The sequence below is a fragment of the Shewanella marisflavi genome (assembly GCF_023283925.1).
GTDB lineage: Bacteria > Pseudomonadota > Gammaproteobacteria > Enterobacterales > Shewanellaceae > Shewanella > Shewanella marisflavi.
In genome coordinates this window covers 1,074,301-1,098,208 of record NZ_JAKIKX010000001.1, presented here as the reverse complement: position 1 = coordinate 1,098,208, position 23,908 = coordinate 1,074,301, and the positions used below count along the sequence as shown (strand labels likewise).

General features: G+C 48.7%; 20 protein-coding genes, 1 pseudogene and 1 riboswitch. Of the genes and pseudogenes, 8 read left to right on the top strand and 13 right to left on the bottom strand.

Annotated elements, in window-relative coordinates:
- Positions 1-222 precede the first annotated feature (222 nt).
- Together L2712_RS04750 and phhA are read right to left on the bottom strand one after the other, a co-directional pair.
- Positions 223-561: a 4a-hydroxytetrahydrobiopterin dehydratase gene (locus L2712_RS04750; protein ID WP_011865235.1), complete on the bottom strand. Its 339-nt coding sequence runs from the start codon at positions 559-561 to the stop codon at positions 223-225.
- A 33-nt stretch (positions 562-594) separates the two neighbouring features.
- Entirely contained in the window at positions 595-1,392 is a 798-nt protein-coding gene (gene phhA, locus L2712_RS04745) for a phenylalanine 4-monooxygenase (protein ID WP_248977040.1), read from the bottom strand.
- Between the two features lie 421 nt (positions 1,393-1,813).
- Between phhA and galU the strand changes: the two genes are divergently transcribed.
- The 4 genes from galU (at position 1,814) to L2712_RS04725 (ending at position 4,825) form a co-directional block, all read left to right on the top strand.
- A complete protein-coding gene (galU, locus tag L2712_RS04740; protein ID WP_248977039.1) occupies positions 1,814-2,719 on the top strand; it encodes a UTP--glucose-1-phosphate uridylyltransferase GalU in 906 nt (301 codons plus the stop codon).
- A 14-nt stretch (positions 2,720-2,733) separates the two neighbouring features.
- Positions 2,734-3,747: a UDP-glucose 4-epimerase GalE gene (gene galE, locus L2712_RS04735; protein ID WP_248977038.1), complete on the top strand. Its 1,014-nt coding sequence runs from the start codon at positions 2,734-2,736 to the stop codon at positions 3,745-3,747.
- A 47-nt stretch (positions 3,748-3,794) separates the two neighbouring features.
- The gene (gene napF, locus L2712_RS04730; RefSeq protein ID WP_248977037.1) at positions 3,795-4,271 is read left to right on the top strand and encodes a ferredoxin-type protein NapF; all 477 of its coding nucleotides are present in this window, start codon (positions 3,795-3,797) and stop codon (positions 4,269-4,271) included.
- A 110-nt stretch (positions 4,272-4,381) separates the two neighbouring features.
- Entirely contained in the window at positions 4,382-4,825 is a 444-nt protein-coding gene (locus tag L2712_RS04725; protein WP_088904977.1) for a bactofilin family protein, read from the top strand.
- Between the two features lie 50 nt (positions 4,826-4,875).
- Here the strand turns inward: L2712_RS04725 and L2712_RS04720 are convergent, their stop codons facing one another.
- From L2712_RS04720 to cysQ, 4 genes are all read right to left on the bottom strand, one after another.
- Positions 4,876-5,544 (bottom strand): DUF2982 domain-containing protein, encoded by a 669-nt coding sequence (locus L2712_RS04720; protein ID WP_248977036.1) that lies wholly within the window; start codon positions 5,542-5,544, stop codon positions 4,876-4,878.
- A gap of 12 nt (positions 5,545-5,556) precedes the next feature.
- Positions 5,557-6,297, bottom strand: a complete 741-nt coding sequence (locus L2712_RS04715) for an ElyC/SanA/YdcF family protein (protein ID WP_248977035.1) — start codon at positions 6,295-6,297, stop codon at positions 5,557-5,559.
- A 62-nt stretch (positions 6,298-6,359) separates the two neighbouring features.
- The gene (gene mak / locus L2712_RS04710; protein ID WP_033540072.1) at positions 6,360-7,250 is read right to left on the bottom strand and encodes a fructokinase; all 891 of its coding nucleotides are present in this window, start codon (positions 7,248-7,250) and stop codon (positions 6,360-6,362) included.
- Between the two features lie 28 nt (positions 7,251-7,278).
- Complete coding sequence (gene cysQ / locus L2712_RS04705; protein WP_248977034.1) at positions 7,279-8,073, bottom strand: 3'(2'),5'-bisphosphate nucleotidase CysQ; 795 nt, start codon at positions 8,071-8,073, stop codon at positions 7,279-7,281.
- A 388-nt stretch (positions 8,074-8,461) separates the two neighbouring features.
- On the opposite strand from cysQ, the gene L2712_RS04700 reads away from it, so the two are divergent.
- From L2712_RS04700 to L2712_RS04685, 4 genes are all read left to right on the top strand, one after another.
- Positions 8,462-9,928, top strand: coding sequence for a capsule assembly Wzi family protein (locus L2712_RS04700; protein ID WP_248977033.1), 1,467 nt, complete (start codon positions 8,462-8,464; stop codon positions 9,926-9,928).
- Between the two features lie 345 nt (positions 9,929-10,273).
- Entirely contained in the window at positions 10,274-14,110 is a 3,837-nt protein-coding gene (locus L2712_RS04695) for a response regulator (RefSeq protein WP_248977032.1), read from the top strand.
- Positions 14,107-15,045: a GGDEF domain-containing response regulator gene (locus L2712_RS04690; RefSeq protein ID WP_248977031.1), complete on the top strand. Its 939-nt coding sequence runs from the start codon at positions 14,107-14,109 to the stop codon at positions 15,043-15,045. The genes L2712_RS04695 and L2712_RS04690 overlap by 4 nt, the downstream gene beginning before the upstream one ends.
- Positions 15,046-15,367: 322 nt before the next feature.
- Positions 15,368-15,449, top strand: a riboswitch (cyclic di-GMP riboswitch).
- Positions 15,450-15,527: 78 nt separating this feature from the next.
- A complete protein-coding gene (locus L2712_RS04685) occupies positions 15,528-16,667 on the top strand; it encodes an NHL repeat-containing protein (RefSeq protein WP_248977030.1) in 1,140 nt (379 codons plus the stop codon).
- A 186-nt stretch (positions 16,668-16,853) separates the two neighbouring features.
- Here the strand turns inward: L2712_RS04685 and L2712_RS19120 are convergent.
- From L2712_RS19120 to cysD, 7 genes and pseudogenes are all read right to left on the bottom strand, one after another.
- Positions 16,854-17,045, bottom strand: a pseudogene (locus L2712_RS19120) (adenylyl-sulfate kinase); the annotation flags it as partial.
- An 80-nt stretch (positions 17,046-17,125) separates the two neighbouring features.
- A complete protein-coding gene (locus L2712_RS04675; RefSeq protein WP_033540872.1) occupies positions 17,126-18,037 on the bottom strand; it encodes a nucleotidyl transferase AbiEii/AbiGii toxin family protein in 912 nt (303 codons plus the stop codon).
- Positions 18,030-18,566: a type IV toxin-antitoxin system AbiEi family antitoxin gene (gene abiEi, locus L2712_RS04670; RefSeq protein ID WP_235363982.1), complete on the bottom strand. Its 537-nt coding sequence runs from the start codon at positions 18,564-18,566 to the stop codon at positions 18,030-18,032. The genes L2712_RS04675 and abiEi overlap by 8 nt, the downstream gene beginning before the upstream one ends.
- A 412-nt stretch (positions 18,567-18,978) precedes the next feature.
- Positions 18,979-19,626 carry an adenylyl-sulfate kinase gene (cysC, locus tag L2712_RS04665; RefSeq protein ID WP_248977029.1) on the bottom strand — a complete coding sequence of 216 codons (648 nt, stop codon included), beginning with the start codon at positions 19,624-19,626 and terminating at the stop codon, positions 18,979-18,981.
- Between the two features lie 63 nt (positions 19,627-19,689).
- Positions 19,690-21,417 (bottom strand): SLC13 family permease, encoded by a 1,728-nt coding sequence (locus L2712_RS04660; protein ID WP_248977028.1) that lies wholly within the window; start codon positions 21,415-21,417, stop codon positions 19,690-19,692.
- A gap of 81 nt (positions 21,418-21,498) precedes the next feature.
- Positions 21,499-22,908: a sulfate adenylyltransferase subunit CysN gene (cysN, locus tag L2712_RS04655; protein ID WP_239884948.1), complete on the bottom strand. Its 1,410-nt coding sequence runs from the start codon at positions 22,906-22,908 to the stop codon at positions 21,499-21,501.
- A gap of 75 nt (positions 22,909-22,983) precedes the next feature.
- Positions 22,984-23,889 carry a sulfate adenylyltransferase subunit CysD gene (gene cysD, locus L2712_RS04650; RefSeq protein ID WP_088904985.1) on the bottom strand — a complete coding sequence of 302 codons (906 nt, stop codon included), beginning with the start codon at positions 23,887-23,889 and terminating at the stop codon, positions 22,984-22,986.
- Positions 23,890-23,908 lie beyond the last annotated feature (19 nt).

The following is a 23,908-nucleotide window of genomic DNA, read 5'->3' as shown; positions in this document are numbered from 1 at the left end:
CCTTTTTATATTTATTACTTCACGGTTTTTGGGATTATCGCGAGCATGGTTGCGCATCATGTCAAAACAGGTGTGACACACGACGCAGAAATGCCGATAAAACGCCTATACGTTAGAGTGTAATGAGATTTGTGGCAAGAGTTGTTTACAGTAGAATATAGATGCTGCCAAAAAAACAGCGCCATAGCTAGGCTATGACGCTGATTTTATATTAGTTTTTACTTAGTCTAATAACTGGTCTGTCTTGGCAGCCATGATGAAATCATTACGGTGCAGCCCTTTAATCGAGTGAGACCACCAGGTCACTGTCACCTTGCCCCATTCGGTTAAGATCCCCGGATGATGAAACTCCTCTTCCGCTAAGTCTGCCAATTTGTTGGTAAATTCCATTGCCAGCTTAAAGTTTTTAAACTTATAGACACGCTCAAGCTGCATGATACCGTCACGCACTTCTACGCCCCAATCTGGGATCATGCGGATCAGCTCGGCCAATTCGGCATCGGTCACCTTAGGCGCATCGGCTTGGCAGGCTTCACACTTCATTTGGGCTAATTCAGTCATACTTCTTCCTTCTCGTTTTCTTAACTGGCTTGCTTAACTGGCTTTAGATTTTGGCTCAAACAGCGGGGCATGTAGCCCAAGCTGACGCGCCTTAGTCACGGCACCCATGATATCCATTTTGACGATTTCATCTAAATAATCGATTGATTCAATGGTGTAATAAATCGGCTGCATGATGTCTATACGATACGGCGTGCGCAAGATATCGATCAAATCGAAAGGCTTAACCACAGGGGTATCGCTCATGGCATACAGTGTCTCACCCGGCGAGCTCAAAATGCCGCCACCATAAATCTTCAACTCATCGTTAGCCTGACGGATCAAGCCAAACTCTACGGTAAACCAATACAGACGCGCTAGAAACACGCGTTCCTCTTTCGAGGCGGCCAGACCCAACTTACCGTATTCGTGAGAGAAACGGGCAAAAGAGGGGTTGGTCAACAATGGGCAATGACCAAATATCTCATGAAAGATATCCGGCTCCTGCAGATAGTCGAACTCCTCTTTGCTACGAATAAAGGTCGCGACCGGAAACTCCTGGTTCGCCAACAACTGGAAAAATTTCTCGAATGAGATCAAGGCCGGCACGGCCGCGGTCTTCCAACCAGTAGCCTGTTGTAGCACAGCATCGATCTCGCCTAGCTGCGGGATCCTGTCTGAAGCCAAGGCAAGATCCTCAAGCCCTTTCAGGTAGGCATCACACGCATAGCGGGGCAAATTGCCCTTCTGTCTGTCATACAGTGCTTGCCAGATCTCATGTTCATTGTCAGGGTATTCGATGAACCCATGACTATCAGGCAATCTCGCCTGATAAGTGGTTTGTTTACTCATGATAAATACTACACAATTGACTGCTCCTGCCTCCATATTTGACTAAACGCCATGTTTTGTTAACAGGATCACACTTTATAGTTTTGACCACACAGGGCTCATTGTGTAATCCAAAATTTACATTTATGGATAACTAACCTATAGAAACAAATAAAATCAACAAGATAAAAAACAAACAAATGTAACAACTGTGAAACAAATGCTGAGTTTTAGACCATTCTCATTGGCTTAGCGAACCCTGACGAGATTTATGTAAGGGCATTTTTCACTTATGGTGGCTCGCCACACAGTCAAGGACCTCAGATCACCAGACAAACAGAGGTTAATAAAGCTTCACACTTTACATAGGCCTAAATCCCCTGACTTTTCAGAGCGCTTTTATTAGAATAGAAAGGCATTTGCGCAGCCAACTAGGATTAGGATGAAACAGCAAAAAGTTAGTAAGGCGGTCATTCCCGTCGCGGGTCTTGGCACACGCATGCTTCCGGCAACTAAGGCTATCCCCAAGGAGATGTTGCCCATAGTGGATAGACCCTTAATCCAATACGTAGTCAACGAGGCTATCGCCGCAGGGATCAACGAAATCGTCTTAGTCACCCATGCCAGTAAGAATTCCATCGAAAACCATTTCGACTCGAGTTTTGAACTCGAGGCGCAGCTTGAGCGCAGGGTAAAGCGCCAGTTACTGGCCGAGGTACAGGCCATCTGTCCCAATGACGTAACCGTTATCAGCGTACGCCAGTCCCAAGCCAAGGGATTGGGACATGCCATCCTATGTGCACAGAAAGTCGTCGGCGATGAGCCATTTGCCGTATTGCTGCCCGATGTCATCATTGACGACGCCAGCTGCGATCTGACTCAAGACAACCTCGCCGAAATGGTCAAGCTGTTTGACGAAACCCAAGAGGGCCAGATCATGGTCGAAGGGGTACCCGAAAACTGTGTCGATCAGTATGGTATCGCCGATGTAAATGGCCATCAGCTCGAAGTAGGTCAATCTAAACCAATCAATGAATTAGTGGAAAAACCTAAGGTCAGCCAGGCGCCATCCAATCTGGCAGTGGTAGGTCGCTATGTGTTGCCCAAACAGATCTGGCCCCTGCTAAGTAAGACGCCAGCCGGCGCCGGGGATGAGATCCAACTGACCGATGCCATCGCCATGCTGATGGAGAAACAAACGGTCAACGCTTACTATATGCACGGCAAGAGCCATGACTGTGGTAACAAACTCGGCTATATGCGCGCCAACGTAGAGTACGCGCTGCGCCATCACGAAGTGGGCAGGGATTTTGCCGACTACCTCAAAACATTAGTATCAGATTTATAACAGGATAAAGATTAATGACGATTTTAGTCACAGGTGGAGCCGGCTACATAGGTAGCCACACTGTCGTTGAGCTACTCAATGATGATCAACAGGTAGTCATCATTGACAACCTGAGCAACTCCAGCGTCGAAGCGCTAAAACGGGTCGAACAGATCACTGGTAAAGGGTTCACCTTCTATCAGGGAGATGTACTCAACAAGGCCTTCCTGCAGAAGGTCTTTACCGACCATAATATCGATTCTGTGATCCATTTTGCCGGGCTTAAAGCGGTCGGTGAGTCAGTTGCTCAGCCACTGAGATACTATGAAAACAATGTCACCGGCACCCTAGTGCTGTGCGAGGTGATGGCCGAGTTTAACGTGAAAAACCTGGTCTTTAGCTCATCGGCCACCGTCTATGGCGACCCTGCCTCACTGCCCATCACCGAAGACTTCCCTACGGGGGCGACCAACCCTTACGGCCAGTCAAAACTCATGGTCGAACATATCCTTAAAGATCTACACCATTCAGATCCTAGCTGGAACATCGCCAGATTGCGCTACTTCAACCCTGTTGGCGCCCACGAGAGTGGCCTTATCGGCGAAGATCCCAACGATATTCCCAACAACCTAATGCCCTTTATCGCCCAGGTTGCTGTTGGGCAACGTGAGAAGCTCAGCGTGTTTGGCGATGACTATGACACCCACGATGGCACAGGTGTGCGCGACTATATTCATGTGGTGGATCTCGCCAAAGGTCACCTCAAAGCGCTCGAAAAGCTCAATACTCAACCAGGGCTAGTCACCTATAACCTGGGCACAGGTCAAGGCTATAGCGTACTGGACATGGTTAAGGCGTTCGAAAAAGCTTGCGGCCGCAGCATCGCCTATCAGATCGCGCCCCGTCGCCCTGGCGATATCGCCGCTTGTTACGCCGATCCACACAAGGCGCAGAGTGAACTCAACTGGCAGGCGACACACAGCATCGAAGATATGGCTAACAGTAGCTGGCATTGGCAGTCGTCCAATCCCAACGGCTACAAGGCCTAAATCAGACTTAGGGAGCCTTGGCTCCCTTAAAACCTCAGAGTAAAGCTATGAGCAATCGCATCAACCAAAGCCGCCGTAACCTCTTTAGTCGCCGCAAGAACCAGGTGATCCGTCCGCCTTGGAGCCGCACCGATGTAGAGTTTACCGACATCTGCACTCGCTGCGACAAATGTATCGAGGCGTGCGAGACCCAGATCCTCTTTCGCGGTGATGGTGGTTTTCCTGAAGTGAATTTCAGTCGAGACGAATGCACCTTCTGCGGCGAGTGCGCCAAGATCTGTCCCGAGCCGCTGTTCACCGATCTTGAGCAAAGCCCATGGCAGATAAAGGCATCGGTCAACGACACCTGTCTGGCCAATAGCGGCATCTATTGTCAGACCTGTAAAGATGCCTGCGATCCCAGAGCGATCACCTTTACCCCAGGCATAGGTCGAGCCCCCAAGCCTGAGATAGACACTGAGCTGTGTACCGGCTGCGGCGCCTGTGTTGCCCCCTGCCCTAACCAGTCAATCAAGCTGGCTTGAGCCTTGGGCAAGGTTGCCAAAAATCTGACAGCGAGCGCCAAATATTAGTGGTTTTGCTGCACAAAATTTAAGGGTACTATTGGTCCAAACGGGCCAAAAAGTTAATCATTATGTTTGGAAAGAAAAATAACAACGCGGGTCTCACTTTTATCGCACAAGGGACTAAATTATCCGGGGAAACGCATTTTGCGGGCGAAGCCCTTATTGGCGGCGAAGTGCACGGTAAGATCAGTGCTACCGGTAAATTGACCATTGAAGCCGATGGTTATATCGAAGGCGAGCTGCAGTGCAAAGAGCTTAAAGTCTCTGGCGTATTTAAGGGTAAGATGAAGTGTGAAAAGCTTAACATTACCAGCACGGGCAGTGTCGAAGGCGAGATTGCCTGTAACTCGATGGAGATCTTCGAAGGCGGCCAGTTTATTGGTATGCGAGTGCGAGAAGAAGTCGCCCTGCTCTCCAGTGAGCCTGACAACACAGACTTTCAGAGCAAAACAGAACATCAAGGCGAGTCTCAGCTAGATAATTATATTAAAGAACTGACAACCTCTTCATAGACTCCAAGCTTTCTATAAAAGCCCAGCATGGCTTGAGTAACAAGGCCACACTATTGTGTGGCCTTGTTTTTATATTCCCGAACCAGGGCGATAAACTCCCTCGGCTCCCGGTCTAAACAATCCACAGGCAGATAGACATGGTAACCCAGTTGCGTGTTGAGCTGCTCGCAGCGCCGGGCAAACATTGCCTGTACCCCCTTAAGCTGCTCTCCTTCCAGGGTAAATGGGGTGAACTCAGAGTTAAGATAACGCTCCAGATCCGCCAGCTCACCATCTAAGGTCAGCGAAGACATTAACAGCGGGCGCTGCTCACTCAATAGCCCGGTAGCCAGTCTTGGCGGAATATCATCGATCAACGGCCACAAAGACTTTAACCTTACCCCTATGTAGGGGAGATCATGGCTATCAAAAGACTGAATACTTCGCGGAATATCGACTCGCTGTATGTTCTGCCACTCCATGTAGATGGTGCCCCTGTGATGGTGATACACCAAGCCTCTACGGCGCAGCTCTATACTCACATCTGGTTGCAACCACTTAGCCGCTCCCAGCACAGTAAAGATCATGCCGAAAATAAAACATACCATTCCCGGCCCCATAAGCGCCTTGGAGAGGATAAACATCACCAAAGCACAGGCCAAGGCGATGATGCCAACTAAGGTGAATGTACGCGCATTGCGCTTAGTCATTGCGCGAATGACAACAGCTTCTTGTTCCATAATCTCCAAACGTTAATCTGCTAGGGCAAATTTAATCTTCAGCCAAACCTGTCCCACATACTCATGAATGGCCCGCTGAGAAGCCAACAGATTACGGGCATCTAACTGCCACCAATAGCCGCCACGGGCAATAAAATCGGCAGGCGCCGCTTGAGGATGCATGCCTGCTTGGTGAAATATCATCATAGCTCTAGGCAGATGAGTCGCCGAGGTCACCAGCCTAAAGGGCCTATCACCAATTTCCCACTCGAGAAATTGTGCCTCTTCCAGGGTATCCTTTGCCAGCGGAAACTGAATGATCTGCTCAGGCTTTACCCCAAGCTCCATGGCTGCATTGGCCATTACCTGAGCCTGAGGAATGGCGTCGCTGCCTCCCCAACCGCTAACCACCAGCTGACATTGCTGACCAAGACCGAGTTGCCTCACGCCTTCTGTTAGGCGAGCCAGCGCCGTAGCCGACAGCTGCAGCGTTGCCCGCTCAGAGATGCTTGAGTCATGGCCAGAACCCAGCACCATCACCACGCAGCCCTGCGCCATGGGCGTATTATTCACCGGATATTGTTGCTCAAGGGTATTGGCCAGCTGATAACTGCCCCACTGACTGCTGAGCAGCAAGAGGATAGTAAAGGATGAAGCAATCAGCGTCTTGACCAGTTTACGTCGCCTGAGTATTACGATGGCGATAAACAGAAGAAATACCGATAACGGGATCGGCATTAACAGTTGTGAAATTAGTTTTTTTACCCAGAACATGGCTATCCTTTGCCCCCAATGAAAAGTGGGGGCAAGTGTAACCTAGCGCCGGACGTAAGTCATTACCACAGCCAAGCGGCGCCGCGCACGCCAGATGAGCCGCCATACATATTTTGCACCACAGGAGTACGACACTCGCCGCCAAGCACATACTTAGACAGTACGGCTGGTAGTCTCGGGTAGATGGCTTCAATGTGAGACACACCGCCACCGAGCACGATAATGTCCGGGTCGAGCATATTGATCATATGCGCCAGTGAACGCGCCAGACGATCAATAAAGCGCTCAAATGCTGCAGTTGCCAGCTCCTCGCCCTGCTCCATCCTACGGGCAATCTCGATACCGCTTGGGGCATCGCCGCCAGCGGCCTTATAGTCGCGCACAAAGCCGGTACCAGAGATAAAGGTTTCAATACAATCTTTGTTACCGCAGAAACATTCGGTCGAATTAAATTCATCAGGGGTCATCCAAGGCAGCGGATTGTGCCCCCACTCGCCGCCGATACCGTTACCGCCACCATGCACCTTGCCGTTGATGGCAATACCACCGCCACAGCCTGTGCCTATGATCACCCCAAACACTAATCCCTTACCTGCCGCGGCGCCGTCCACAGCCTCGGAAACGGCGAAACAGTTGGCGTCATTGGCCACGCGAACCTCACGCTCTAAGCGTGCACCTAAGTCCAGATCGAGGGGATGGCCGTTGATCCAGGTAGAGTTAGCATTCTTTACCAGACCAGAGAAAGGCGAGATCACCCCAGGGATACCGACACCCACTGTGCCCTTTTGGCCCAATGTGGATTCAGCTTCGTTGACGAGTGCCTCGATAGCATCCAGGGTGGCATTGTATTCTCGTGGTGTGGGGACCCGCTTTCTAAACAGCTCCTTGCCCGCTTCGCTCAGGGCCACCAGCTCTATCTTGGTTCCGCCCAAATCAACACCCATTCTCATCATTCTCTGCTCCAATCTTATTCTCTTTATCTTACTTTTCGAGCCAATGCTTCGCCGTGGCAATAAAGTAGGGATTTAAAATGTCTTCTTTCTGGTTGTAATCCAGCGGCTGACCCGTATCAGCATTGATCACACTACCGCCAACACTCTCTAATACAGCCTGAGCCGCCGCAGTATCCCATTCGCTGGTGAGGCCCAATCTGGGATAGATATCTGCCTTACCTTCTGCCAGCAGACAGAACTTAAGCGAGCTGCCGATACTGGTCATAGTGTGCTCGCCCAGCTCATCGAGATAGGCGGCTAAGCCAGGACTCACATGGGAGCGGCTTCCTACGACTCTTGGCACACTCGGCGCTTTAACTTGCTCTTGTGTCAACTCAACCAGCTGATCGCCGTGGGCTAACCAGGCTCCCAGGTGCAGAGCGCCGTAATAGCACTTATCCAATACAGGTGCGTAAACCACACCGGCCACGGCGCGACCATTTTCGATATAGGCGATATTGACGGTAAACTCGCCATTACGCTTAATAAACTCTTTGGTGCCATCAAGCGGGTCTATTAGCCAATATTGCTGCCATTGACGACGGGTCTCCCAAGGGATATCGGCCGCCTCCTCTGACATCACGGGGATCTCAGGGGTTAAACGCGCCAACGCATCAACAATCACCTTGTGACTGGCCAGGTCGGCAGCCGTCACAGGACTATCATCAGCCTTGGCCGTGACTTCGACCTCATCGGTGCCGTAAACGGCCATAATTGCCTCGCCCGCTTGTTTGGCAATCTCGACCAACTCGGCTAACCATTCTTGCTTAAATGTATGACTCACAATATGAATTCTCTTCTTTGCTCGATGCCTTTTAGTATGCCATCTCTGATCCCAAGAATTTAATAACAATTTGATCATACTTTGTTTAAAAGATACTAAGCTAGCCACTACCCCAAGAAAAGCCTTTAACACGACTTGCATTCGTATTCAGGCATGGTCGCTGTGGGCTAAAGCTGGCTTATACACGGCTTCATTTCTACTCTGCTACGTAATACCGACAACGACTCACCAACTCAAGTCTCACAAATACAATACCGATAGGCCACTGCTTTGAAACAGCTAAATGACAAATACGCTCTCATCGCACAATAATGTACAATTACCTTGTATATTAATTGATTACTTATAAAATCTGCCCATGATTAAATGACAGAAATTTCGCCTTCATATGAACAAATATCTCCCGGCAGGCCTACTGCTTATGTGCAGTTTCTCCAGCCAAGCGGCTTGGTGGATTGAGCCGACAGATCTACCGCTACGCGCTGACATTCAATTGCTTGCCGATACCGGGATCATCAAGCAACCTGTGACGACCTATCCCTTGATGTGGGCTGGTATCAAACAAGATCTCGATAGCGCTGAGCTCTCTAAGCTCACTTCCGCTCAGGCTGCTGCCTACGACAGGGTGATAAACGCTTATGCCAAAGATCATCAAGGCTTAGATACCAGCTTTACCCTGAGCGCCGCAACCGATACCGCGCGCTTTTTGGGGTTTGGCCATGACTACCGAGATAAGGCGCAAGCCACGGTAGATGTCGAGGTCACTAAAGAATGGTTTAGCGGCCGACTCTCTGCCAGCTACCATGAAGATCCAATAGATGGTAAAAGCACTCGACTGGACAACAGCTTTGCTGCGGTAATGCTAGGTAACTGGATTATCAGCGCCGGCGCTCAGCAGAAATACTGGGGACCGGGCTGGGATTCAGGTCTAATCCAAACGACCAATGCTCGCCCTATGCCGGGCATTACTTTTAGTCGCCATAATAGCGCTGCCTTCGAGACGCCTTGGCTTAACTGGATAGGCCCTTGGACCTTTACCACCAGTTTCAGTGAGATGGAGAGAGACCGCTATGTGCCTGACACCAAACATTGGGGCGCTCGAGGCACATTCAGACCTATTTCTCAACTCGAGGTAGGCTTCTCCTGGACCATGCAATGGGGCGGCGAAGGATATGGCAATAGTCTGGGTGACTGGTGGGACGGCTTGTTTAATGGCGGACAATCGGAAGGCGAAATTGAAAATGGCCAAGAGAACATGCTCGCTGGCTATGATTTTCGCTGGTCAGACACCGCCTTTGGCATCCCCTATGGTATCTACTATGAACGCATTCATGAAGACTACCACCACGGCAAAAACAGGTTGATCAACGCCGCCAACATGGGTGGAGTCGATTTTATGATTAGCGAAATTAATACTCGCTTCTTTGTTGAATATTCCAATACCAAGGTTGCCTGCGGCATTGACCCCAATGCGTACAACTGTCTGTATGAACATGGTTTTTATAAAAGCGGCTACCGCTATTATGGCAAAAGCCTCGGCAGTACCTATGACAATGACTCTGAAACCTTAGTCATTGGTGGGATCACTCAGTTAGGGCGCGGCCACAGTATTACCAATAAATTGCGCTGGCTTAGACTCAACACCGATGCAATCGATACCGGCAACGAGGCTGGCGGCAACCCCGTTTCGCCAGGTGAATATGAGCGGGTATACCAACTTGATACCAGCTACCATAGGCCTTTGCTAAAGGGCACGCTAAAACTTGGCGGCACAGTGAGTTATCGTGAGTTTGTACGAGCAAGCAATGACGATTGGGACGCCACACTGTATGCCCTGTGGGAGAGAAGTTTTTAAGCCTTAGCATCAACAGGCATTAAGGCTTTCCCCGTGAGCCACCTCCTCCATACACTGGCGCCAACCTATTGATTAGGGGACGCGCCAGCTTGTTCTGACCTCTCAACACTTCATCGGAGGGCTTAAACCTTCCACCTTTTGCGCCTTCCTTGCTACAAACCATGTTTTTAGGAACACAAGCAAAATCACACTTAAGAACATTGTTTGTCCACCTAATAATCCACAATGCAAGTAAGAGAAAAGTAGCGATGTTTTGTGAATAGGACTATTATTTAAACCTCATGTTTTTTCAGCGATTTTTCACTGCCTCATCGAATAGAGGAACGCATGTCAGGGAGTCACTAGTTGAAGCCATCTTTATCACGTCAGTCATTGTTCTCACTCTGGGTGCCCATTTTAATCCTAATCGTTGGTTACGTGGTTGGCAGCCTATTAGCAGAACGACAACAGCTTGAAAATCAGCAGCGTGTTCAAGAGGTCATGCAGGAAAGGCTGAAACAGATAACCACTGGCGTGACTGAAAAAGTATCACTCTATCAATACGGCCTCAGAGGTGTGCGGGGCGCCATGCTCACTTATGGTGTTGATAAATTTGACTATACTCGCATGCAGATGTACACCCAAAGCCGAGACTACAGCTATGAGTTTCCTGGGGCTCGCGGTTTTGGTTTTATTCAGTATGTACCGGTTTCGGCATTAGATACGTTTCTTGATACCAGTGCTAGAGAACGCCCCGATAGACGCTTTGAACTTCGTCAGCTTAGTCCCCACAAAGATGACCTCTTTATTATCCGTTTTATAGAGCCTGAATCCCGTAACAGGCAGGCGGTTGGCCTAGACATTGGCTCAGAGCAGAACCGTCGTCAGGCCGCCCTGCGTTCGGCACGGGAAAACAGCGTTACTCTAACTGGCCCCATTACACTCGTACAGGCGACTCAGAAAAGTCTGCAGGGCTTTTTGATACTAATGCCGATCTATCGAACCGCTGCTCCTGAAGCTCCCAAAGATCTTGGTTTGGCCAACCTTATTGGCTGGAGCTACGCTCCCATTCTCATTGACGAGGTACTCAACTCCATTTCAGGCTTGGAAGAACATCTGACATTAACGATTAATGATGTGACCAAAGGAACGACCCAGCAATTTTTTCAGCGCGGTGCCCATGAAGAAGCCCTAACCCAATATCAAGTAGACGCCTATATCGCTCTTTTCGGGCGAGACTGGCATTTAAGGTTGTCACCGAATCCCACTTTCCTAGAGCAAATGGGCTTGCCTGAACCTTCCTCTTCCTTAATCAATTCCTGGTTGGTCAGCCTCTTGATTGCCGTACTAGTATACACCGGCCAACTTGCATGGATGCGCCGGGCAGCAGTTTTACAACATCGTCGTGATCTGGCTAGCGCCGAAGAAAAAGCCTTACTCAGTGCTAAAGCCAAGCTTGAACAACTGGTTCATGAGCGCACTTCACAGCTTGAAAAAATGGGCATATTGCAGCGAACTATATTGGACGCCGCAGCCTACGCGATTATTGCCACAGATCCCGATGGAATGATCACCGTGTTTAATCCGTCTGCCGAACGACTTCTTGGCTACAGTGCCAAGGAAATGATTGGACTCCAGACACCAGCTATTTTCCATTTGGAAGAAGAAGTGGTACGTAGGGCGGCACAGCTCTCTCAGGAATTGGGCACCCTTGTTGAGCCTGGTTTTGATGCCTTTATCGTCAAGGCGAGAATTGGCAAAGTCGACACCAATAATTGGACCTATGTCAGTAAAATTGGCACCCATATTACGGTCAAACTAAGTGTGACCACCCTATACGGTGAAGACAAGGACATCATGGGATATTTAGGGATTGCCTACGACCTAACCGACCAGCTGAAGCGTGAGCAAGAGCTGGCTGATGCCCGTGAACAAGCGCTGCGAGCCAGTCAGGCCAAATCAGAATTTCTGGCCAATATGAGCCACGAAATTCGTACCCCCATGAATGCCGTGCTTGGGCTGTTACAAATGACGCTGCAAACCGATCTGCCCCCCCGCTCTAGGGACTATTTGCAAAAGACCCAACAAGCGGCCAAATCGCTGTTGGCGCTATTAAACGACATTCTGGACTTTTCCAAAATTGAAGCTGGCCGCATAGAACTCGAGCAACAAGACTTTTCATTACAACAGTTGCTGGGGGAAATGAGCAGTATTCTTTCTTCACAGGCGCAGGAAAAAGATATCGAATTGGTATATCAGGTTGCTCCGTCTGTGCCAGACCAGCTGATTGGCGACAGTCTTAGACTAAGGCAAATTTTACTTAACGTCACCAGCAACGCTATTAAGTTTACCGAAACGGGTAACATTATCATTCGTATCGATGCCAACCTTGACCCGACTGGCATTTGTCACTTACACATTGAAATCGAGGACTCTGGAATTGGTATGACAGACCCTCAGCAAGCAATCATTTTCAAGGGTTTTTCTCAGGCAGACTCATCAATTTCAAGGCGCTTCGGAGGCTCGGGGCTTGGTCTTGCCATTACCCGTGAACTGGTGTACTTGATGTGTGGTGACATCCGTGTCACCAGTAGCCCTGGAGTAGGCAGTACCTTTTTCATCGACGTACAACTAAGATTTAACAATACTTCCATTAGTCAGGATAGCCGCTTTCGCGGTGTGAAAGTATTACTGGTGGAAGATAACGATACTTCTCGCTTGGTGATCAAAGAATTGCTGCAGAATATGGGTTGCGAAGTTACTGCGCTCGACAATGGTTTAACCGCCATGAAGGCCATCGAGGATCTGGCGCCGGAATCCTTTGACGTCTTGCTACTTGATTGGCAGATGCCGGGGTTGGACGGGCTAACGCTGGCGTCACAGATAAGACGACTAGAGTCGTTAGCCAAACAGCCCGGCATCATAATTGTGACAGCTTATAGCCAAACCGTACTAGAAGAGCAACTTAAACACAGCGAAGAAGAGTTTGATGCCACTCTGATTAAACCTGTTACCCGTGATATGTTGAGCGTCTGCCTACAAAGAGTATTGGACAATCACAGCGACGATTGTTTGGATATGTTACCTCACCTGCCATTGGCACCCAGTCTGGTTGGCAGGCGGTTGCTATTGGTAGAAGACAATGCCACCAATCGCTTAGTTGCCTCCAGTCTGTTGAGTCAGCTTGGCGCCGATGTCACCGAGGCCTTTGATGGTTTTCAGGCATTGGAAATCCTCACTCGGCAACAGTTTGATTTGGTACTTATGGATATCCAGATGCCTGGAATGGACGGTTACGAAACTACCCGAAATATTCGCACAGCACTCAAGCTGACCGACTTACCTATTATCGCCATGACAGCTAACGCCATGCCGGAAGATAAGCAGGCTTGCCGAGATGCTGGCATGAATGATCATATTTCTAAACCTTTTGAGATAGAACGAGTAGCGGAGCAACTGCACCAGTACCTGAGCATGCCAAATGGCTCTTCAGGAAAAGAGAAGCATATTAGTACGACATCCTTAATGGACACGAACGATGGAACGTTAGACACTGCCGAGCCGTTTCAGTTGCCGAAAGATGCATTGCCGAAAGCCGTCATACACTTTTCACAGGCCAATGGCCTAGATCTAAAATATGCCTGCAAGCGTTTGGGCGACCGTGCTTTATTTACCGAGGTGATAAATCAATTTTTGCTGGATATTCGCCATACACAAACTAGACTATCCTTACATCAGTTACCGATTAAAGACGCTATAATTCAGTACCATAGCCTCAAAAGTGGAGCAGCCAGCTGTGGGTTTACAGCGTTAGCTCAGCTCTTAAAGCAAGCCGAAGACAGCAGCCGTCAGGAAGGTGAACAGAACGTGTCCCCCGATGGAGATGTGGTCAGAGCGCTCGCTGAGACTATTTTACAACTGGAACAATTGCAACAGTTACTTTCGACACACGCCCAAAAGCCTGAGGTCACAACACACACCTCAATACCTAATGCAGAGCTGGCGGCACAACTCAATGTGTTAAAGCAGCTATTGAGTCAATCTGACATGGCAGCGCTGGATTTACTTGAAAGTCTGCGCGGATCACTTGCACAACAGGATGCTGCGCTGACAAAAAAAATAATGAATGCCGCTAATAGCTTGGATTTTAATCAATCACTTGTGTTACTGGCGGCCTTCCAAGGAGTAGAGGAAATAGGATGATGAATCAGGAACAGCCATTTAACGACTCCGAAGATAGCTCTGCTAAGATACTGATCGTTGACGATAAACCATCCAACATTCAGATAGTTAATCACATTATCAAAAACCAATACCAGGTGCTAATGGCCACCTCTGGTCGCCGAGCCATTGAAATATGCCTTGAGATGCTGCCAGACCTAGTATTGATGGACGTCATGATGCCCGAACAGGATGGTCTGGCTACCTGTAAATTGATGAAACAGCATCCTAACCTCACAAATATCCCGGTTATCTTTATCACCGGTCTGCAGGGGCAAAATGACGAAAATGCCTGCTGGGAAGCCGGTGGAGTCGACTTTATCGCCAAGCCATTTAACGCCAATACTTTGAAAAACCGTATCAAGGCCCACTTGATGCTCAAGCGGCAGAGCGATTTATTACGTCGGCTTGCCTTTCTAGACGGCCTAACCGGTGTGAAGAATCGCCATTTCTTTGACCAATATATTGAAACCCAGCTGATCCTGGCACAACGCCAGTCCAGCGCAATTTGTGTACTGATGGTGGACATCGACTACTTCAAACAATACAACGATAACTTCGGACATCAAATGGGAGATGAGGCGCTATGCTCAGTGGCACAGGCTTTGGGAGAAAGCTGTCGACGACCTGCGGATTTAGTGGCGCGCTATGGCGGCGAAGAGTTTGTGATAGTGCTCCCCGATACCCAAAGAGCCGGAGTAGAAAACGTTATAGCGCGGATTCAAAAGGCCATCGCCAAGCTTGCGATTAACCACGCCGCATCGGCCAGCGGCTTTTTGACAGTGAGTATTGGCGGAATGATTTGGCTCAATGACTACCAAAGCAAAGAGACATTGCTTGGGGAGGCAGACAAGCTACTTTACCGTGCCAAAAGCCTCGGGCGCAATCAGGCCTGTATCGAGATAAAAGAACCCTAAGCATCTGTAAAATCAATTGCATTGTGGTGACTGCCCCATTGGCATGCCTCTGATGCTATTAATAATGCTATAAGCGATTTAATCATGTATCACGCTGAGCAACTGCCACTTACACAAAAGATATGACCGTTTCAGCTGTGGCTATAGCAGTTTAACTGAAGCTTGGTTGGGGATGGTTGGCAATATAATGAGATGCCGCCAGTAGAGTTAGCGCACCTATATCTTTCTGATAGCAGTCGAGTAATTTCGGTCTCAACCATCTGCTATCGCTTTTTAGCCATCCTAAACAAATTGCACTTGTTCAAATTGCTGCTATACCTTATGGACGAAAAGGCAAACCTGTAGCAATACAGAGACGCAAAACCACGGGTCTCCTCCAAGTTCGAGATAGCCGGGTTACCGTTAACTACATTATAACGGAGCCCGTTTTTTATCGGCGTAATATGCACCGATAGCTTTCGGACAAGCAAGGAGCTAAAGAAATGAAAAAGAGTAATGTGTTACTAGCGTCAGTAATTGCGAGTTTCTCGCTTTCCGCACTCGCAGTGAATGATGTTATTTATCTTTCAGATACCATGGGACCTGCTGATGGAAAATCAGCCTTATATCGCGTTGATATAGACTCAGTTAGTGGGCACGCAAACCTGTCGTTGTTGCCAGACGGCATCGTTGATTTCAACCATGTCGATTCACTCGCCGCAGAACAAGACGGCAGTATCATATGGTTAATCGATAACAATTCCCTCATTAAATATGAAGTCGCCACCGCTACAGTAGATCTAATAGGCTCACTAGCGAACTTTTCAGGAGACTCTGATCAAGCTGCCGTATCTCCAGATGGGACGCTATATGTTACCAATAAGACTACAGGCGGACTCTATTCAATAAACAAGTCTACAGCAGAGGCTACTTTAGTCGGGATATTAACCGTAGGTAATGGTGGTGATATCGCATTTGATCAATACGGCACACTGTATATGGTCAACCAGAATGGTCTTTTCGAGCTTACCCTTCCCATTCCTCCCTCAGAAACAGTAGGCGTAGAACTTATCGGTCCTGTTTCTGACCGCTACACGGGGCTGGCATTTCGTGCTGGAGGCCTGGGCAACCTTTTAGGCTCAAACGGTATAGGTAACGCTATTAGAGAGTTAAGCGTCGTTGACGCTTCTGCCGTAGCTAACGGTAATTATCCAATGTACAAAGATGATCTGCCATTTGATCACCTTTATGGTGACATGACTACAGGCCCATTAGTCATGTGCAGTAAAACGATTGGATATTGGAAGAACCACGCTTGGAATGGCGCCACGGTTACCATTAACGGCTTGCTAATCGATGAAATCATTGGCCGTTTCGGTGATAAAGAGGAAGGTGATAAACCCTATAATGGATCACTTTGGAGTGCTAAAGGTAAAACCTACAGCATGCTCTATGCCCAGTTGATAGCGGCTAAACTCAATACAAATAATTCTTACACAGTACAGTTACTTAATGACGCTGAAGCTTTCTTATTCGAGAAAGACTTTAATGATGTAGTAAGCAAAGCGGATAGATCAGAGTATTCGGCATTTATTCAAGCCGTCACAGCATTCAATGAGGACAATCACTGCGATAGTGAATAAACATTATTAGCATGTTGGCACGGTCTTCTGGCAACAGAAGACCGTTTTTTCGCTTTGAGTAGAGGTGAAAACAGCATTATGAATATCCGCTACTACACTATAAAACTTTTAGCTAGGAAAAGGTTATAAGGTTCATACTCTTATACGGAGTAGGAGTTGGACTCTTGGTTAATCGGTATTAGGACGCTATAGCTCTGTAACAACCGCGCTCAGCAGACCCTGCTCGGATAGATAATCCACTACCTGCTCGGCGCACTGCTGCACCGACTGCTCGGCGGTATTGACATGCACCTCTGGCGAACCGGGCGCCTCGTAGGCTGAGTCTATACCGGTAAAGTGTTTGATCTCCCCTGCTCGGGCCTTTTTGTAGAGCCCTTTGGAGCGCGATGATCATAGGTACAAAGTACTCACAAAGGTATCTTTTTAGATATCTTTGTGAGTACTTAAATGCTGCAGCGCTACATCTTAAATTCGAACTCTTGTCTTGCTTCGAACAACGTTGACTTAACATCCTTGAATAAACTGATCAGCGTTGCTTCAAGATACTGAATGAACTTCGATGACTCCAAAGTTCTTTCTACGATGTCAGTCGGTAAAAATCGAACCATTTGTTCTTTGAAAGCTGCATCACCAATCATCGATGGGATACGTTCCAGAACCCGGTCTAACATCGCTTGGTAATTGTCAAGTCGGTAATCCTCAATCTTACGTCGCACCAAATCTTCATCGAACTTAGCGTTATGTTGAGTCAACCAAACTAAATCCCATATATCACGATAGCGCACGTAGTTTTGAGTGGCTGGTAACGAGATAATTTTGTCTGCAAACACCTCATTTATACTCTCCGCTACAACGATAGTTTGAGCGTAGCCCTCGGGCAAAAACTCGTAGTTAATATTTAGCGCAACTGGCTCAGGTTGATGAGCAGGAACATTCGCAATCTCTAGTTTAATCTTTTGCTTCGGCAATTCCTTTCGACCTGGTGCAGTCACCACTACGACTTGCCATTTATCTACACGCAACTCTGCATACTCTGGAAGCTCCTTCAATGTTGAAGGCTCTTTAACGGTAACCTCAAGTCCGTACCGCTTACCAATGTACTCTTCGATACAAGTCTTGATTTCTTTAAGCTTATCCGCAGAAAAATCTACGCCACCCGCAAAGTCTAAATCTTCACTGAATCGACTACCACCGCGACAAAGACGCAAAGATGTCCCGCCCTGGAATACCAAGTCATCTAATAGTCCTTTCTTCTCCAGGCAGTAAATGATGTCGTAATGCAACAGCTCTTTTTCGACTACTGGTTGCATCTGAGACAAATTGCCTTGTTCCATAATTCGGTGAACTAAAGCCGAAAAACTTTCATTCATTAAGTACTCTCCTATCCACCATATTTATATTTCGTCCTACCCTCTTCAAGTCCCTAAACGCAGCTTCAGGCGTCGCGATTCTCAACGGGTGATCAGTTTTGATCGTGTTATCGATGATATCCAGCGGATCTCGCTTAGTGTGAGTAAACTCAATAACACCGTAAGGCGTTTTGAAAATGCCCTTTCTTCCAGTAGTCATGATAGTGATACGGTCAATTGGAATTTGTGAAATAGCTCCGTATTGCGACAACGCTGATTCAAGAGAAACGTAGTTGTAATCGTACTTCCGAAGAGCACTCGCGATCATCTCAATCATTCGGCGCCCTTTGTTCTTGCTAAGCACATAAACGTAAACCCCTTTCACGGGTTGTTCCAAAATATTGCGTCTTACGAGGCGAGTGACGCTCTGTTTAAAGCCTGTGTCCGTATCTTCAAAAAACAGACGACGCAGATCTCGCTTAGTAAAAACGTGTATACCTTTCTTATCGAATTTGTCTAGTTTATTAATCGCGCCATCAATTTTCATCATCTGTCCCGATTATCGGAGTTACTTTATATTAATAGTACACCACCAACAATTAGTAGGCAATAAGGTATTATTTTGGATACCTTTACGACAACTTGATGTACCCTAATGTATAGCATTAAGTAACTCAGACTTTGATAATATTGGAAGCAAAGCTGATATAAGAGTATTTGGCGCAGGTTCAAGCAATACCGCATTCAATGAGGACAATCACTGCGATAGTGAATAAACATTATTAGCATGTTGGCACGGTCTTCTGGCAACAGAAGACCGTTTTTTAGCTTTGAGTAGAAGTGAAAGCAGCATTGTGAATATCCGCTACTGCACTATATAACTTTTAGCTAGGGAAAGGTTATAAGGTTCATACTCTTATACGGAGTAGGAGTTGGACGCTTGGTTAATCGGTATTAGGACGCTATAGCTCTGTAGCAACCGCGCTCAGCAGCCCCTGCTCGGCGAGATAATCCACTACCTGCTCGGCGCACTGCTGCACCGATTGCTCAGCAGTGTTGACATGCACCTCTGGCGACAGTGGCGCCTCGTAGGCTGAGTCTATGCCGGTAAAGTGTTTAATCTCCCCTGCTCGGGCCTTTTTGTAGAGCCCCTTTGGATCGCGCTGCTCACAGACATCAAGCGGCGTATCGATGAAGATCTCGATAAACTGCCCCGCGCCCAGCAGGTCACGCACCATCTTACGATCGGCGCTAAAAGGCGAGATAAAGGCGGTTGAAACCAACAAGCCAGCATCGACAAATAACTTAGCCACTTCACCGATACGGCGAATATTCTCAACCCTGTCCTCGTCAGAAAAACCCAAGTCGCCATTAAGTCCGTGACGCACATTGTCACCGTCGAGCACATAGGTCTTACAGCCTTTGTCATGCAGCAGACGATCAACCGCATTAGCAATGGTGGATTTACCTGAACCACTGAGACCGGTAAACCAAAGCACGGCACCTTTATGACCATTGGCCTGCGTACGCTCATCATGAGACACGCTGGCCTGATGCCATTGGACATCGCTGGATTTCACATTTACATCGACTGTCTTATAGGGGGACATCGGCTTTCCTTAAAAATCAAATTTTACTGCTAGGCAGTGAGTTAAGACTGAGCAAACCCATGACTAAAATGGGAAGAACACAGGCACGGCTAACAAAACAATCGCACCATAGGCCAAACTCACAGGAACACCTACTTTGACAAAGTCCATCAGACGATAACGCCCGGCGTTATACACCATGAGATTGGTTTGATAACCGTAAGGGCTGATGAAGCTACCGCTCGCCGCAAAGGCCACCGTCATGACAAAGGGCAGAAAATCGACTCCAAAGCCTAAGGCGATACTGTAGGCGATGGGAAACATCAAAGCTGCCGCCGCGTTATTGGTCACAAGCTCGGTCATCAGCCAGGTGGCCAGATAGACCAGCAGTAACGCTAACATCAGATGATCGCTATCTGCGCTACTCTCTACCCAGTTGGCAACTAACTCTGCCACGCCGCTATTAACCAGCGCGTGAGACAGCAAGATGGCCGAAGCGACCACCAGCCAGATATCCACAGGGAAACGGCGCACCACCTCATTGACATTGAGACACTGACTGAAGATCAATACGCCCAGCAGTAATAACATGCCTTGTAGCATCTCGACCACGCCAGTGGCGGCAAGGGTCAAGGTCAACATAAAGCCGCCTATGGAGATCCAGGCTTTCTTGCCATTAATGCGGGTCTCAGGCTCAACGCCACTGATCACAATAAAGTTCTTGCTGATATTGTGGCGGGTAAGGAAGTCCTTACCGACCGCCAGCACTAAAAAGTCACCGGCTTTAATCTGCACCTCACCGAGCTTACCGGAGATCTCTTCGCCATCACGGCGAATGGCCACCGCAGCGGCGTCAAACAGGGCGCGAAAGCCAGCCTTCTTCATGGTCTTGCCCACCAGCACACTTTCCTGTTTCACCACTACTTCGGTGAGGTTAGTGTCAAGCAGACCATTTTTTTCGGCAAACATCTCAAGGCCAGAGAACTGGCTGAGCTGCATCACCTTAGTGATATCGCCGCTGAAGATTAGTCTGTCGTCGAGTTGTAGTACCTCGGTAGGCGTGACCGGACTGATAAGGCGCCCGTTTCGCACCACCTCAACTAAGAACAGCGATTCGAGGTGCCTTAGGCCATTATCTTCTACCGAGCGGCCGATGAGCTCTGAGCCCTCGACCACCTTGGCATCGATGAAATAACCTTTAGAGCAGGTCTCCTGATGGGCGATATCCGGCAGCCAGCGTGACACCAAACGCAGTACCAGGCCACAGCCCAAAACCAGCAAGGCCCCTATCGCAGTAAAAGAGAAGAAAGAGAGCGACTGACCTGATGCATCAATCACCATACTGTTGACGATTAAGTTGGTCGAGGTACCGACCAGGGTCAGTGTGCCCCCCAGAATTGCCGCATAAGAAAGCGGTAGTAATAACTTACTCGCCACATGATGGGGGTTATTGCGGATCGGCGACAACAAGGTGGCCACCACAGCTGTATTGTTGAGCAAGGCAGAGCTCAGCGCCGTCATGCCAAACAGACGCAGCCAGGTGGTACGATAACCGCTCACGATCACCTTAGAGGCGATGACCCGCAATAGCCGGGTCTTCTCTAGCGCAAAAGAGCAGAGGATCAAGAGCACCAAGGTCACCAAACCCGGGTTCGACATACTGGAGAGTAGCTGCTCTTTAGTCACCAGGTTAAACGCCACCAACACCAGCAGGGTCACGCCAAACACCAGCGCAGGCCGGTTTTGAAAGCGCACCAAGCCCGCGATAGTCGCGACAAAGATGGCGATGGTGAGATAAGCGTTAAATGTCATAGTGTCCTAATGTCATAGTGTCCTATCTTAATCCGGCAACATGCTGCTGCGCTAATGCGAGCAGCATCGGTTTAGATTCGCTTATGCCTTGGAGATATCCTTAACACCCCAATGCGGGAAATGCTTACGCACTAAGGCGTTCATCTCAAGCTCGAAGGCGGAGATCTCACGTTGCTTGCCCTTACCAGCGTCAATCGCCTTGCGGATCATTCCCGCGCCCACTGTCACATTGGTGAGCCTGTCGATGATGATAAAGGCGCCCGTTGCACGATTGTCGTCATAGGCATCAAACTGCACCGGCTCGGTGACCGAGAAGTGACAGTTACCCATCTCGTTCAGCGCCAGTTGCTGGGTACTATGCTGGGTCAGGTGATTGATATCCACCTTGTAATTGATGGCATCGGCATAACCGTATACCGCCTTGCTGCCTAACTTGAGCGCATACTCTCGGTCGACACACAAGGGTTCTTCAGTCATCCACACCACATCGGCCTCAAAATGAGTGGTCGAATTGGGTTTATCGTGAGGACGCACCAACATGTCACCGCGGCTGATATCTATCTCATCGGTGAGCGTAAGGGTTACCGCTTGCCCCGCTACCGCTTTTTCCAGCTCACCATCGAAGGTGACGATAGACTTGATGCGGCTCTCTTTGCCTGATGGCAAGGCGGCAATCGTATCGCCGACACGGATCTCGCCCGACGCAACCGTGCCGCAGAAGCCTCTAAAGTCGAGGTTTGGACGATTGACATATTGCACCTGAAAACGGAATGACTCGCTTCTGTCCTGCTCCACAGAAACGGTATTGAGCAGTTTAATCAGCGTTGAGCCCGGGTACCAGGTCATGTTCTCGCTTTCGTTCACCACATTGTCGCCCTTAAGCGCCGAGATCGGCACAAAGCGCACGTCGGTAAAGGCGAGATCTTTAGCAAACTCACGATAAGCCTTCTTGATCCCTTGATAGATACCTTGGTCATAGCCCACGGCGTCCATCTTATTGATGGCAATAATCACATGCTTGATGCCCAGCTGTGAGCAGATATAGCTGTGACGACGCGTTTGTACCTGCACCCCGTGACGGGCGTCGATCAGAATAATCGCCAGATCAGAGGTTGAGGCACCTGTAGCCATGTTGCGGGTATACTGCTCGTGGCCTGGGGTGTCGGCAATGATGAATTTACGCTGCTCGGTGGCAAAGTAGCGGTAGGCCACATCGATAGTGATCCCCTGCTCTCGCTCTGACTGCAAACCATCAACCAGCAAGGCCAAATCGAAGGCCTCATCTGTGGTGTTAAAACGCTTGGAATCTTTTTCAATGGCCGCCATCTGATCTTCGAAGATCATCTTGCTATCGAACAACAAGCGTCCGATCAGGGTCGACTTACCATCGTCCACGCTGCCACAGGTCAAGATACGCAACATATCTTTGTTTTCGTGAAGCTTTAGGTAACCTTCAATGTCAGTCTGCAATAATGTGTTTTCAGTAGTCATGGTGTTTCTCGTATTCGTTATCTGCTGCGTACCTGGCCTATGGGCCGTCGATGCTTAAAACCTCAAAGCCTTGAGTTAGAAGTAACCTTCCATCTTCTTCTTTTCCATCGAGCCGGCGGAGTCATTATCGATCACCCGTCCTTGTCGCTCTGAGGTAGTACACAACAACATCTCCTGAATAATTTCCGGCAACGTGGTTGCCTGAGACTCGACGGCGCCCGTCAGCGGATAACAGCCCAAGGTTCTAAAACGCACCATCTTATGTTCTGCGGTTTCACCGGGTTCAAGCTCCATGCGATCATCGTCGACCATGATTAACGTCCCATCGCGCTTCACCACAGGACGCGGCTCGGCAAGATACAGTGATGGGATCTCAATATTTTCCAAATAGATGTATTGCCAAATATCCAGCTCGGTCCAGTTAGACAGCGGGAATACACGGATACTCTCGCCCTTGTCGACCTTACCGTTGTAGATATTCCAAAGCTCAGGGCGCTGGTTCTTAGGATCCCAGCGGTGCTTGCTGTCACGAAACGAGTAGACGCGCTCCTTGGCACGAGATTTCTCTTCATCGCGGCGCGCGCCACCAAAAGCGGCATCGAAGCCGTGCATATCAAGTGCCTGCTTAAGCGCTTGTGTCTTCATGATATCCGTGTGTTTGGCGCTACCATGGGTAAAGGGCGAGATATTCATCTCCAGGCCGCGAGGATTCTTATGCACGATAAGGTCGAAACCATGCTGCTTAGCCATGCGATCGCGAAACTCAATCATCTCCCTGAACTTCCAGTTGGTATCGACATGCAGTAAAGGAAACGGAATTTTGCCAGGATAAAATGCCTTGCGCGCCAGATGCAGCAACACCGAGGAGTCTTTGCCTACGGAATATAGCATCACGGGATTCTCAAACTCTGCGGCAACTTCACGCATGATCTGAATCGATTCTGCCTCGAGTTGTTTAAGGTGGGTTTGCTGTGTCGACATATGGCTTTCCGTTTTATTC

What these genes read in the sequence shown, in the direction of transcription:
- L2712_RS04750 (WP_011865235.1), bottom strand. Translation starts at nt 561, where the DNA reads ATGACTGAATTAGCCCAAATGAAGTGTGAAGCCTGCCAAGCCGATGCG.
- phhA (WP_248977040.1), bottom strand. Translation starts at nt 1,392, where the DNA reads ATGAGTAAACAAACCACTTATCAGGCGAGATTGCCTGATAGTCATGGG.
- galU (WP_248977039.1), top strand. Translation starts at nt 1,814, where the DNA reads ATGAAACAGCAAAAAGTTAGTAAGGCGGTCATTCCCGTCGCGGGTCTT.
- galE (WP_248977038.1), top strand. Translation starts at nt 2,734, where the DNA reads ATGACGATTTTAGTCACAGGTGGAGCCGGCTACATAGGTAGCCACACT.
- napF (WP_248977037.1), top strand. Translation starts at nt 3,795, where the DNA reads ATGAGCAATCGCATCAACCAAAGCCGCCGTAACCTCTTTAGTCGCCGC.
- L2712_RS04725 (WP_088904977.1), top strand. Translation starts at nt 4,382, where the DNA reads ATGTTTGGAAAGAAAAATAACAACGCGGGTCTCACTTTTATCGCACAA.
- L2712_RS04720 (WP_248977036.1), bottom strand. Translation starts at nt 5,544, where the DNA reads ATGGAACAAGAAGCTGTTGTCATTCGCGCAATGACTAAGCGCAATGCG.
- L2712_RS04715 (WP_248977035.1), bottom strand. Translation starts at nt 6,297, where the DNA reads ATGTTCTGGGTAAAAAAACTAATTTCACAACTGTTAATGCCGATCCCG.
- mak (WP_033540072.1), bottom strand. Translation starts at nt 7,250, where the DNA reads ATGATGAGAATGGGTGTTGATTTGGGCGGAACCAAGATAGAGCTGGTG.
- L2712_RS04700 (WP_248977033.1), top strand. Translation starts at nt 8,462, where the DNA reads ATGAACAAATATCTCCCGGCAGGCCTACTGCTTATGTGCAGTTTCTCC.
- L2712_RS04690 (WP_248977031.1), top strand. Translation starts at nt 14,107, where the DNA reads ATGATGAATCAGGAACAGCCATTTAACGACTCCGAAGATAGCTCTGCT.
- L2712_RS04685 (WP_248977030.1), top strand. Translation starts at nt 15,528, where the DNA reads ATGAAAAAGAGTAATGTGTTACTAGCGTCAGTAATTGCGAGTTTCTCG.
- L2712_RS04675 (WP_033540872.1), bottom strand. Translation starts at nt 18,037, where the DNA reads ATGAATGAAAGTTTTTCGGCTTTAGTTCACCGAATTATGGAACAAGGC.
- abiEi (WP_235363982.1), bottom strand. Translation starts at nt 18,566, where the DNA reads ATGATGAAAATTGATGGCGCGATTAATAAACTAGACAAATTCGATAAG.
- cysC (WP_248977029.1), bottom strand. Translation starts at nt 19,626, where the DNA reads ATGTCCCCCTATAAGACAGTCGATGTAAATGTGAAATCCAGCGATGTC.
- L2712_RS04660 (WP_248977028.1), bottom strand. Translation starts at nt 21,417, where the DNA reads ATGACATTTAACGCTTATCTCACCATCGCCATCTTTGTCGCGACTATC.
- cysN (WP_239884948.1), bottom strand. Translation starts at nt 22,908, where the DNA reads ATGACTACTGAAAACACATTATTGCAGACTGACATTGAAGGTTACCTA.
- cysD (WP_088904985.1), bottom strand. Translation starts at nt 23,889, where the DNA reads ATGTCGACACAGCAAACCCACCTTAAACAACTCGAGGCAGAATCGATT.